This is a genomic window from Halosimplex carlsbadense 2-9-1, from assembly GCF_000337455.1.
Lineage (GTDB): Archaea > Halobacteriota > Halobacteria > Halobacteriales > Haloarculaceae > Halosimplex > Halosimplex carlsbadense.
Genome location: NZ_AOIU01000031.1, coordinates 138,136 through 150,832, shown reverse-complemented (window position 1 = coordinate 150,832; position 12,697 = coordinate 138,136). Strand labels below are relative to the sequence as shown.

The following is a 12,697-nucleotide window of genomic DNA, read 5'->3' as shown; positions in this document are numbered from 1 at the left end:
CGGCCCACACGGATGCGCCCGCCGAAGGTCCCGTCCCCGGAGGCCTTAAGGCGGGTCGTCCATAACCTCGCGCCGATGGATCCACGTTCCGAGGGACGGGCGGGCGACGACCCGGTCGACGGCACGACCCGGCGGGGGTACCTCGCGGCGGTCGCCGCCGGGGTCGCCGGGTCGATCGCCGGCTGTACCGGCCCGAACGAGATCGTCGACTCGCCGCAGGTGTTCGGGTTCCAGTTCCCCTACGTCCCCGAGAACGTCCACGTCGGCCCGTGGTCCTCCTCGGACCCGGCGGCGTTCTACTCGATCCTCTTCGAGGCCGAATCGTACACCACCCCGGGGGGCGAACGCCGACTCGGCGACGTCATCGAGTCAGTCGAGACCGACGGCGACACCGCGACGGTCGCGTACGCCGACGGGTACACGTGGTGGTCGGGCGACCCCGTCACGGCCCGGGACGCGTGGATCGAGGAGCGCATCGGGTCGTACGTGAGCGGCGACCGGAGCTACGAGGTCGAACGCCTCGACGACAGCAAGCTCCGCTATCGCTTCGACCGGCCGCTCGACCGACCGCTCGCGCTCTCGACGGCCGCGGGCGGCGCCGTCCGGACGCGGGCCGACCGGTACGAGCCGTGGCTCGACCGGCTCCGCGACGCCGGCACCGACGAGCGCCGCTCGGAGGTCGTCTCGGAACTCCGCACGGACAGTCCCGACCTGGAGACGGTCGCCGACGAGGGGCTGGGCTGTGGCCCCTTCGAGCTGGTCGAGGTGTCGATCAACCGGCTGATGCTGGAGCGCTACGAGGACCACCCTCGCGCCGACGAGGTCGCCGTCCCGCGCCTGTGGTTCCCGGTCGTCCAGTCCGTCTCGATCGAGAACCTCGTCAGCAAGGGGTGGCTCGACGGCGGCACCGGCCGGCTGGGCGACGAGCGCGGTACCCCGCCGGGGAACCTCGAACAGCTCGCCCGGTACCCGACGGACGCGGGGACGAAGCTCGTCCTCGACTGGCGGGACCCCCACCTCGGTCGCCGCCCGGTCCGGCGGGCCGTCCTGTCGGTGATCCCCGTCGACCAGGTGGTCGACGTGACCGACTGGGGCGACCCGACCGTCCGCCAGACCGGCCTCTCCGCGCCCGCCGCGCGTCGGTGGCTCCCCGACGAGGTCCGCGAACGGCTCCACCGCTACCCCGTCGAGGCCGACGAGGAGACCGCCGCCGAGTACATGCGCGAGGCGGGCTACAGCCGTGACGGAAACGGCGACTGGCGCGGCCCGGACGGGGAGCAGCCGTCGCCCCAGCTCGCGACGCCGGTGTGGTCCGACTTCGTCTCCGGGGCGGAGGTCGTCGCGTCGAGCCTCTCGCAGTTCGGCTTCGACGTGACGACCGACCGGCTCACGAACAGCAACGTCTACGCCGCGGTCTCGAACCACACCCACGACATCACCCTCTGGAACTTCGACGGCGACCCCTACAGCGCCTACGACGTGACCAGCGACGGCTCCACCTCGATCGGCTACGGCGTCTCCGACTCCGGCGCCGACGCTGGGAGCCGCGGCAAGCCCGTCGAGGTGTCCGTCCCCCAACAGCCGGGCGCCGTCGACGCCCCGGCCAGCGAGCGCCGGACGGTCGACCTCCTCGAAACCTGGCGGACGATCGAGGGGCCGAGCGACCGGGCGGCGACCGTCGACGCCATCGCCACGTTCGCCACCTGGTGGAACGACGCCCTCCCCGACATCTACCTCGGCACCACCGTCGACGGCCTCTGGGGCAACACCCGCGACTTCGAGTGGCCGTCCTACGACGCCGAGCCCGAATACGGGACCGCCGGCCCCGCCGGCCAGCCCGTATTTCACATGTTGAAACACGGCGCGATCCGTCCGGTCACCGAGGAGTAGCACCGGCCCGACCGGGACCGTTCTCGACGGCGACGAGACGTCACGAGCGTCGCAGCCAGACTGGCTCGGGCGAGTCGCGAGGAGTACGGCCGTCCGACGAGACGCGACGATGCGTGGGGAGTCCCGCGGCTCGTCGGAGCGCGAGAGGCGACGAAAAGCGCCGACCCGGACGACCCGGGCGTTCGGTGGTCGATACGGTGAGTCAGCCGCTTACTGGGGCGGCTCGAACTCCTCGTCCGTGCTGGCCTGTGCGATGCCGCCGAGCACGAGCACGTCCTCGATACCGAACGAGCGCTCGTAGTCGAACGCTCGGGCCGACGGGTCCGGCCAGTCGAAGTCGCGCACGTCGCCGTACGAGCCCATCAGGTACTGATGGAACACGAAGTGCGGGACGTAGAAGTTGTAGTAGCGCGCGCAGGTCCGGTAGAGCTCCTGCTGTTCTTCCTCGGAGTTGCCGGGCTGGCGGATCGCGTTGACCGTCTCGACGAGGTTGACCTCGGTCGCGTTGTCCAGGTCCGGCGACACGCCGGCCTCGTCGGGGGCCTCGAAGGCGCCCGGCTCGTCGGGCACCTGCTGGACGATCGGCTTGCCCTGGGTGTCCACCTCGTCCTCGGGGTCGGCGTTGTACGGGCTGCCGGTCGGACTGCCGCCGACCAGGCCCAGGTCCCACCACGCGCCGCGGTCGTGGTAGTACTGGAACACGTACGGGTCGCCGTGCCAGAACATCGTGGAGTCGTAGTTGAGCCCCTCGTTCGGGTCGAGCGAGGTCGACCAGTTGTTCCAGCCCATCGTGGTGAAGTTCACGCCGAAGCCCCACTCCGCGAGGTTGGCGCGGATGGTCTGGGCGCCCTGGACGTTCGCGGGACTGCCCGAGCGCGAGGAGAGGTCGATCGAGGCGGGGTTGCCGTTGGGGTCGACCCACTGGCCGCCCTGCTTGCTGTAGCCCGCCCGCTGCATGTAGCGGTTCGCGTTCTCGACGTTCGAGGAGCGCGAGTAGTGGTGAAGCTGGTCGAGGAAGTCCTCGGAGAACGTGCTCTCGGACTGGGCGTCCAGCAGGAACGTGTCGTGCTGGGTGACCTGCGAGGCGTCCTCGCCCCACCCGTTGGCGGAGACGGCGTTCCAGTCGATGGCCTCGATGAGCGCGCGGCGCACCCAGAGGTTCTGGAGGTGTTCGTTCTGCCAGTTGAGCTGCCAGACGTCGCCGCCCGTGGCGCGCAGCCAGCGGGTGAACTCCTGGACGTGGTCCGGCAGCGTCTCGCGGGTGGTCGCCCCGCTAGAGGTGACAGCACCGGAGTCGACGTCGAGGACGCCCTCGTTGATGAGCGTCTGGCGCCGGTCGCCCTCGGCCCAGTACAGCGCGAGCCGCTCGATGTTCGTGTTCTCGGCGTTGGGGTGGTCCTCGTTGAGCCGGAGGATCACCCGCTCGGAGCCCACGTCGTCCATCGATTTCAGCATGTAGGGACCGGACCCGGCGAGCATCTCGTCGGTGCCGCCCTCCTCGGCCATGCGGTCGAGGCTGATGCGGTCGCTGACGAGCTCGTCCGTGACCGAGCTGACCGCGTCCGCGTTCGCCGCGTCGCGGTACTGCTCTCGATACGGCGTGGTGTAGTCCGGGTGGATCGGCGGGTCCCCGTCGACGGGCCCGGCGTTCGAGCGCAGCACGACCCGTGCCGTCGGGTCCGGGTCCTGTTCGGGGACATCGCCTTTGTTCGTCCAGTAGTGGAGCGTCCACTGGTCCTCGGCCTGCTGGTTGAACGTCGTGCCCTCGGCGAACTTGTTGCCCTGCTGGAAGAAGTTCACGTGGTTGTGCGCCTCGCGGGCCTCCGCGTCGTAGGGGTCGCCGTTCCAGTAGCGGGCGCGGTCGTCGTGGTGGTCGTACCAGTCGTAGGGGGGCTCGACATCGAAGCCCGAGATCCACGTCATGATCTCGACCTCGTCGTGGTCGGGCTTGTGCGGGGTCGGCACCGTCGTCCCGCTGTAGGAACTCTGGGTCGTGTGGACGTTCCGGAGCCCGTGGAGGTCCGACATCCACAGGTCACCGATGGTGTTGTCCTGGGGCGTCCAGGGGTTCCAGTTGAACACGTCCGGCGAGTTGGCCACGGCGTAGTTGATCTGGCGGGTCACCGGCTCCGCAGCCGTCGCGGTGGCGCTGTCGGTCTCGCCGTCGCCACCGTCGCCACCGTCACCGCTGGGCGTCGGCGTCGGCGTGCTCCCCGAACCCGGCGTGTCGGTGGATCCACCGTTGCTCCCACAACCCGCCATGCCCGCGGCTCCCATTCCAGCCAGTATCTGCGCGTACTGGCGTCGCGATAACTCCTTGTCACGGATGCTGTCAGGCTTCCGCATACCTCTACCTTCTGCCAGCTCTATATAAAACTTCCTGATTATTTCATACCGAGTGGGCGACGTATCTGATAGCGGGGTCCACCGAGGGCGCTCCCGCAAGCGCAACCTTCAAATAGGTGTGTGAAACAGTCTATCGCAATGAGGCAGGAACTCGAACGAGCCGGGCAGGAAGCGGACGGCGTCCGGGCGTACGCGCTGGCGCTGTACTACTTCATGGTCGGGAACATCTCGCTGATGATCATGGTGATAGGCGGGGTCTGTATCGCCCTCGGGGCCACCCTCGTCAACGGGACGCCCGCGATCGTTATCGCCGGCGACGCCGGCCCGATCTCGCTGATGAACGGGATTCCCGAATCGGTCCAGACCTTCGGACAGGTCTCCGGGATCGTCCTGGCGCACAAGGTGTTCGCCGCGATGCTGGGCATCTTCGGCGTAACGCTCATCGTCCTCGGGGCGACGGTCTACGGGTTCCTGCTCGCGAACAAGCTGTACGCCCGCGCGACGACGTCAGCCTGACCGTCTTCGCGACGTTTTCCTCGTCAGTAACTCGACTCCCAGCCGCCGGATTCGCGAGTCTCGGAACGGACACCGACCCGACCGCACGTCGCCGACCGATCAGACCGCGCGCTGTCGGCAGAACCAGAGGACGCTCCCGCTGAGGAGGACGAACGCGCCGCTCCCGACGACGTTCAACACGGACACGACGAACAGCGACGAGTCCGAGTCGGTGACGACCAGGTAGGGGAGCTGGATGAGCAGAAACACGAGCGCGATCGTGAACACGCCCAGCACCTTCCGGTTCTCCTCGCACAGCGCCTCGGCGGCCGCCTCGCGGCCCGTCTGCTCGTCGCCCTGCTCGCTCACGACCGGATCCCTCCGTCGACGACCGGCGCCCAAACCATGCTCCCCCGTTGTCGGGCGGTCCCGAAAAGGGTTACCACACCGGCGAAGGCGCCGGCTCGTGGGACTCTCGCTCGGGCTCCCCGGGTCGGGACGGGGCGAGTCTCCCCTGTGAGACCCGGTCGGTCGCTCTCCCGGGGGCTGCTTTCCGATATCACCCATGAGAACACGAAACACGGATCGGTCGCGAACCGCTGGTCCGGCGGAACTGCCTCGATGCGTCGCATGTAGTCACATGCGTACGCGCGCGACGAACAGGCTGAACTTTCCGAACCGGATTCGCAGGGCGTTATCGAGGGCGCTATATCACGTACGATACTGAAAGACCACAGGGGACGCCCGGACGGTCAGGCCTGGTCGAGGCTCGTCTCGGTGAAGTAGCGGCGGCTCGTCCGCGGGACCTGTTTCGTATCGGTCACGGACAGGCGTGCGGACTCGGCGATCTCCTCGGAGGAGTGGCCGACGCGGAGCTCGTAGTCGCCCGCCTCGACGGCGAGGTTCGCGTTGCGGTCGTGGTAGGCGAGCTGGCTCGCGGCCAGGTCGAAGGTGATCTCGGTCGACTCGCCGGCGTCGAGTTCGACGCGGCGGAAGCCGACCAGTTCCTGAACCGGCCGGGCCAGGTCCGGGTTCTCGGCGGAGACGTACAGCTGGACCACGTCGCTGCCGTCGCGCTCGGCCGTGTTCTCGACGGTGACGCTCGCGGAGAACGTCCCCGAGGGGTCGACGTCCACGTCCGACAGATCCAGGTCCGAGTACTCGAACTCGGCGTAGCTCAGCCCGTGACCGAACGGATACACCGGCTGGGCGTCGTCGTAGACGTAGTCCTCGCTGTAGGTGTTGGGCTTGCGGCTGTAGTGGACCGGCAGCTGGCCGACGGACTTGGGCATCGAGACCGGGAGGTGGCCGCCCGAGTCGTGGCCCTCGAAGACCACGTCGACGATGGCGTTGCCGGCCTCCTCGCCGGGGAGCCACGCCTGGACGACCGCGTCGGCGCCCGCGTCGATCTCCGGGATCGCGTGGGGCTTGCCGCTGACGAGGACGATCACGACCGGCGTGTCGGTCTCCTCGACTTGCGCGACGAGCTCGTTCTGCACGCCGGGCAGGCCCAGGTCGGTCACGTCACAGCCCTCGCCGCTGGTCGGGACCATCGGCTGCTCGGCTTTCACGCCGTCGGCGTCGGAGAAGTCGACCGCCGAGCGGGCGCCGACGAACGCCAGCGCCACGTCGGCGTTTTCGGCGGCCTCGACCGCGCGGCCGATCTTGTCGGTGGAGTTGCCCGTGGCCGTACAGCCCTGGGCGTAGTTCACGTCCGCGCCGACGCGGTTCTCGATGGCCGAAAGCGGCGTGTCGGCCTCGAACTCGTACTCCTCCTCGGGGTAGTGGGCGGCGTAGGCGTAGTCGCCGAGCATCCCCTTCTTGTCGTCGGCCTTCGGACCGACCACGGCGACCGAATCGGCGTCGTCAAGGGGCAGCAGGTCGCTCTCGTTTTTCAGGACGACCAGCGAGTCGCGGGCGGCCTCGCGGGCCAACCCGACGGCGGCCTCGTCCTCGTAGGGGTCGGTCGCCGCGTCGACGTCGACGGTGTACTCCTCGAACAGCCCCTTCTCGAACTTCGCGCGCAGCACGCGGCGGACCGACTCGTCGAGGCTCTCCTCGGCCAGGTCGCCGTCGCGGACGGCCTCGGCGAGGTACTCGTAGCAGTCGGTGTTGGGTAGCTCCACGTCGACGCCGGCCTCGACGGCCGAGACGGCCGCCTCCTGCTGGGTCGCGGCGACGCCGTGCTCCTCTTTGAGGAAGTCGACGCTGAAGTAGTCGGAAACGACGGTGCCGTCGAAGCCCCACTCACCGCGGAGCACGTCGGTCAGCAGCCACTCGTCTTTCGCGCAGGGGACGCCGTCGATGTCGTGGTAGGCGTTCATGACCGACTCCGCGTTCCCTTCCTGGATCGCCGCCTCGAACGGGAACATGTGGACCTCCCGCAGCGTGCGTCGACTCACGTCGACCGACGAGCGGTTCTTCCCGCCGGCGCCGACGGCGTGGCCGACGAAGTGCTTGAGCGTGGCGGAGATGCCGTCGGCGGGGGAGTCGCCCTGCAGCCCGTCGACGTAGGCGGTCGCCATCTCGGCGACGAGATAGGGGTCCTCGCCGTAGGTCTCCTCGACGCGACCCCAGCGGAGGTCCCGGGCCACGTCGAGCACCGGCGAGAGCGCGTGGGCGGTGCCGATGGCTTCGAGCTGGTCGCCGATGGTGTCGGTGACCGCCGCCATCAGGTCCGGGTCCCAGGTGCTGGCCATCCCGATTCCCTGGGGGAAGGTGGTACCCTCGGGGCCCATGTAGCCGCTGAGACACTCCTCGTGGGGGATCGCGGGGACGCCAAGCCGCGTCTCCTCGGCGAGGTACTCCTGGATCTCGTTGGTGACCGAGGCGGCCTGTTCGGGGGGAAGGCTCCCCTCGCCGCCGATACGGGTGAGGTGGCCGATCCCCGCTTCGAGCAGTTCCGCTGCGACCTCGCGGTTGAGTTCGCCGTCCTCGACGAGCTCCTGACCCTCGTCGACTTCGCCGGCGTTGTCCGCGACGCCGCGACTCGGGCTGACCGAACCGAGCTGGGCGGCCTTCTCTTCGACCGTCATTCGGGAGAGCAGATCCTCGATACGCCGCGATGTCGGTACCGTCGGGTCGCGGTAAGTCGCGTCAGAGTCGGCTGTCATTACGCATATCCGGTCGGGGACGCGGATATTAATGGTTCCGACGACAGTCTCAGATCCGGTACCGGGCGGGCGGATCGACGGGCGCCGAACCGACGGCGGACGCGGCGCAACACGAAGCGTCGAAACGAGAAAGTGAGGTGCGAACGCGGCGGAACGCGAAGCGAGACCCCCGCCGGGCGAACCGAGCGCGAGGTCAGGTCTGACAGTGTCGGACGGGAGAAGGGGTCCTCAGGCGTCCTCGTCCCCGTCGTCGGCGAGGTACTTCGCGAGGCTCGCGAACCCACCGAGCGTCGCGACCGTCGAGACGATGCCCAGCCCCGGGCCGCTCCCGGTCGTCGTCGGCGCGGGGTCGTCCTCCTCGGCCGGCGCCGCCGTCGTCATCGGACTCGGCGCGGACTCGGTCGGCGTGTCCGTGGCCGTCACGGTCGGCGACGCGGTCGGCGTCGGGGTCGGGGTCGGCGCGTCCGTCTCCGTCGGCGTCGGGGTCGGCGCGTCCGTGGCCGTCGGAGTCGGCGTCGCGGTCGGAGTGTCCGTGGCCGTCGGCGTCGGCGTCGCGGTCGGTGCGTCCGTCTCCGTCGGGGTCGGCGTCGCAGTGTCCGTCTCTGTCGGGGTCGGCGTCGGCGTCGCCGTGTCGGCCGGCTCGACCACCACGTCGACGGTGTCCTGTGCGGAATTGCCGTTTGAGTCGGTGACTTCCAGCCGGAAGTCCAGCGCGCGCGTCTCCTCGACGTCGGGCGCCGTGAACGACGCGTTCGCCGTGCCCGCTCCGGTGAGCGACACCGCCGGGTCGGCCGTCGTCGACTCGTACATCTGCGACCACTGGAACGACAGGCCCTGCCCGTCCGACCCGCCGCCGTTCAGCGTGACCTCTTCGCCGGGACTGGCCCGCTGGTCAGAGCCGGCATCGGCGCTCAGGCCGCCGCCGTCTCCTTCCTCGCTCTCGCCCTCCCCGTCGTAGTCGCCGTCGAGGGAGACTTCCAGCGTCGTCCCGCCCTCGGACAGCGTCGTCCTCGTGGAGACGGCCCTGTCGTCGTATCTCACTCTGACGGAGTACTCGCCCTTGAAGCCCTGGACCGCCCAGGCGCCCGAGGCGTCGGTGGTGCCCGACTCCTCGGTCCACCACTGGCCGAAGACGAGGTCCCGGTACCGGTCGAGCGCGGGTTTCTCCTCCCAGCCCGCGGCGTAGAACGGCGCGTCGTCGCGCCAGTGCAGCGTGTCGATCAGCCCCCAGACGATGAACTCGTCGACCGCGGAGTGACTGAACGTCGTCTTCAGGAACTGGTAGAAGAAGTCGGCTTTCTCCACTTCGGGCCAGTTCTCGTCGGACATGTCGAACTCGGTGATCCGCAGGCCGACGTCGTCGGCCGTCGTCTCGTCGTAGCTGTCGAGCGCCGACATCGTCTGCGACGGCAACAGCGACGAGCTCTCGCTGAAGTGGGCCTGCAGGCCGACGAAGTCCAGCCCCGCGTCGGTGTTCTGGATCGTCTCGATCTGGGTCTGGTACTGGGTGCGGCGCCCGCTGTAGGGTCCCTCGATGGTATTGTAGTCGTTGATACCCAGCGGCTGGCCGTCCGGACCGGCCTCGCGGGCCGTCTCGAACCAGTCGGCGAAGACGGGCGCCTCCTCGGGAGTCACGTCGGCCCCGTGGATCGCCCGGACGAAGCCGGACTCGGGGATGACCTCGTTGACGACCTCCCACTCGTCGATGCGGTCGCCGTAGTAGCTGATGATGTCCTCGACGTGGCTGGTCGTCTGCTCGCGGACGTACTGCGAGTCGGCCTCGCTGGGCGTGGCCGCGCCGGCTTCGCTGTCCCAGGCCATCGCCTCGACGACGTCGTCGGGGACGGCCGCCGAGTCGACGCTGGCCCACAGCGCGACGTGCCCGCGAATATACCAGTCCTGGGCCTCCATCCACTCGACGCCCGCGTCCGAGATGTCCTTGCCGCCCTCCCAGAAGTCCCACTTGTGGTAGTTCTCGAGGACGCCCGTGTTGAACAGCTCCTTGCGGTTCTCACGGTAGGGGTCGCCCGGCTCCGTGCTCTGGATCTGGGGGGCGTTGGTCATGATGCCGAAGTTGAACTCGTGTTCGAGCATCGAGACGGACACGTCGGCCCCCTCGACCGCGTTGCCGTTCTCGTCGACGACGTCGACCTGCATCTCGGCGGTGCGGTGCTCGGTGATCCGCTCGTCGGCCGCGTCCTCCCAGCCGGGGTCCGCCGAGCGCTCCCACTCGGGCAGCGCCTCGACCGAGTTGTTCCCCTCGAAGTTGAGGAGCGCGAGGCCGCCGATGTCGACGGTCTGGACCTGCGCGCCGAGCCAGATCTCGGTCCACCAGTTGCCGGCGTCGTAGCCGCTGTCGAAGGTGACGGGGAAGAAGTACCGCTGCCACTCCCCGGTGACCGGCGGCCGCGGGTTCGTGACGTAGTTGCCGAAGGTGCTGTTCTCGCTGACCTTGTACGTCACCTGCGCGTTCTCCTCGTCGGGCGTGCGCAGGTACGCGACGCCCAGCAACACGTCGCCGCTGGAGACGCCCTCGTCGTTGACGAAGCCTTTGAAGTTGACGCTGTAGGAGTTGGTACCGGCCTCCGTGACGTCGATGCGCGTCGCCTCCGAGAACGGCACGTCGTCGCCGACGTCCAGCGCGGAAGGCTCGCCCTTGTCCGCCTCGCCGCCGGCGACTTCGAAGACGTCGAACGCGTCGGCCTCGTTGTTCGCGTAGATGAACCGGCCCGGGTCGAGGTTGCGCTCCTGGAGGTAGTCGATCAGTCCCGAGTAGTACGGGTCGTCGGTCTGGGGCCACTCTTCGGGCCCGCCGCCACCGGTGTCGATCTGGCTGGCCGCACCCGCGGGCAGGTCGTCGACCGCCACGTCGGTGTCGGAGAAGTCCAGCAGCGCGAGACCGCCGACGTCGACCGTCTGTTCGTTGTACGCCAGCCAGAACTCGGTCCACCAGTTGCCGGCGTCGGAGCCGGTGCCGTACCTGACCGGGAAGTAGAACCGCTCCCACTCCGAACCGATCGAGGGGTCGGTGAACTCCGCCCAGTTGTTGTAGTTCTCGCTGGCGCTCTCCTGTGCGGAGTAGGTGACCTGTGCGTCCCCGTCGGGACCGCGCAGATACGCCACGCCGAGGAACACGTCGCCCTGTTCGACGGCCATCCCCCCCACGTCGCCCCGGAGGTTCGCGTTGAAGCCGCTGTCCTGGGAGCCGTTGATCGACACGCGCGAGGCCTCCGAGAACGGGACGGAGTCACCGCTCACGTCCAGGTCCGAGACGGTGCCGTAGTCGTCGACACCGAAGTCGTAGGAACTCCACGTCCCCGACTCGGTGTTGGCGTAGACGAACCCGGGTTCGGGGAGGTCGAGCGCCGACAGGTCGCTGGTCAGCGTCCGGTAGTACGGACCGACGGTGCTCGCTACGCCGGAGGGGAGGTCGCCGATCGCGGCGTCCGTCCCGGAGAAGTCCAGTAGCGCGAACCCGCCCACGTCGACGGTCTGCTGTTTGAATCCGAGCTGGAGCTGGACGTAGCGGTTCTGGTCGCCCGAGGAGTTCGACTGGAACTGGATCGGGAAGTAGTGGCGCTGCCACTCGCTCCCTATCGTCGGCGACTGGTTGCCCGTCGTCCGGTTTGCGTACGAGGAGTCGTCGACCGCGTGGAACTCCACCTCGGGGCTGTCGGACGACGAACGCAGGTACAGCACTCCGAGCATCACGTCGCCCGAGGAGACCGGCTCGGAGAGGTTGGCCTTGTACTGGACGCTGAAGTTCTCCCCGGGATCGGACGTGGTGTCGAACCGCGTCGCTTCGGAGAACGGCACCGAGTCGTCGCTCACGTTCAGCGAGTCCGCCGTCCCCGAAGGGTTCTCAGCGAACACGCCGCTCGACGAGCGGACCGAGGACTCGTTCGAGCCGATCCGGAACGTCGGACTCGGGAGCCCCATCCCGGTCAGGTCGCTCTGCAGCGCGTCGTAGTACGGACTCGACGACGGGCTGGACTCGACGACCCCGGACGGCAGCGATCCGAAGTCGGCGTTGGTCCCGAAGTCCAGCAGCGCGACGCCGCCGATATCGACGGTCTGCTGGCTGAAGCCGAGCTGAAGCTGGATGTACAGATTCTGGTCCGACGCGCTCGTGTCGGCGCCGATCTCGATCGGGAAGTAGTGGCGCTCCCACTCGGTGCCGATCGTCGGCGACTGGTTCCCGACCGAGGGGTTCCCGAATCCGCCGCTGTCGACGGCGAAAAACTGCGCCTGTGGGCTGTCGCTCGACGACTTGAGATACGCGACGGCGAGCATCGTGTCCCCCGCGGACACGTCCCGGTTGAGGTCACCGCGAACCTGGACCGGAAAGTTCGAGTCCGGCGCGTCGGTGACCTCTATCCGCCGGGCCTCCGAGAACGGGACGCCGTCGCTGCTGACGTCCAGCGTCGTGACCGTCCCGTACTGGCCGCTCTCCCCGGCCTGTGCAAAGACGTTACTCCCGCTCCAGGTGTCCGACTCCGTGTTCGCGAACTCGAAGGCGGCCGGCGGTAGTCCCCGCCCGTTCTGCAGGTCATCGACGAGCGCCGAATAGTACGCGTCGCCACCCGACGCCCACGAATCCGGCGTATCCGCGCGAACCTCGTTCGGTGCTACGCTGGCGATACCACCCGCGGCGCCCGCCGCCCCGATCGACTGCAGGAACGGTCGGCGCCCCACCCGGAAGCGATCGTCCCCACGATCGCCACTGTCAGAGTCTCGCATAGTGCAGCCGAACCTCTGCGATTTATCGGCCATAAATATTCCCAAATCATACTGATAATTGGAGATACTTCCGAATCCGTTGTCAGAACTTCCGGAGACAGTTGCCGGATCCC

General features: G+C 68.5%; 6 protein-coding genes. 2 read left to right on the top strand and 4 right to left on the bottom strand.

What is annotated here, in order from left to right:
• The first annotated feature begins 75 nt into the window (after positions 1 to 75).
• Entirely contained in the window at positions 76 to 1,890 is a 1,815-nt protein-coding gene (locus C475_RS12995) for an ABC transporter substrate-binding protein (RefSeq protein WP_006884302.1), read from the top strand.
• Between the two features lie 210 nt (positions 1,891 to 2,100).
• Here C475_RS12995 and C475_RS12990 read toward each other — a convergent pair whose 3' ends face one another.
• Positions 2,101 to 4,236: an ABC transporter substrate-binding protein gene (locus C475_RS12990; RefSeq protein WP_152436410.1), complete on the bottom strand. Its 2,136-nt coding sequence runs from the start codon at positions 4,234 to 4,236 to the stop codon at positions 2,101 to 2,103.
• A 138-nt stretch (positions 4,237 to 4,374) separates the two neighbouring features.
• Between C475_RS12990 and C475_RS12985 the strand changes: the two genes are divergently transcribed.
• Positions 4,375 to 4,752, top strand: coding sequence for a hypothetical protein (locus C475_RS12985; protein WP_006884300.1), 378 nt, complete (start codon positions 4,375 to 4,377; stop codon positions 4,750 to 4,752).
• Between the two features lie 99 nt (positions 4,753 to 4,851).
• Here the strand turns inward: C475_RS12985 and C475_RS12980 are convergent, their stop codons facing one another.
• From C475_RS12980 to C475_RS12970, 3 genes are all read right to left on the bottom strand, one after another.
• On the bottom strand, positions 4,852 to 5,100 hold the full coding sequence (locus C475_RS12980) for a hypothetical protein (protein ID WP_006884299.1): 249 nt from the start codon (positions 5,098 to 5,100) through the stop codon (positions 4,852 to 4,854).
• Positions 5,101 to 5,483: 383 nt separating this feature from the next.
• Entirely contained in the window at positions 5,484 to 7,766 is a 2,283-nt protein-coding gene (locus tag C475_RS12975) for a glycoside hydrolase family 3 N-terminal domain-containing protein (RefSeq protein WP_006884298.1), read from the bottom strand.
• A 306-nt stretch (positions 7,767 to 8,072) separates the two neighbouring features.
• On the bottom strand, positions 8,073 to 12,584 hold the full coding sequence (locus C475_RS12970; RefSeq protein ID WP_049930562.1) for an endo-1,4-beta-xylanase: 4,512 nt from the start codon (positions 12,582 to 12,584) through the stop codon (positions 8,073 to 8,075).
• Positions 12,585 to 12,697: the final 113 nt, after the last annotated feature.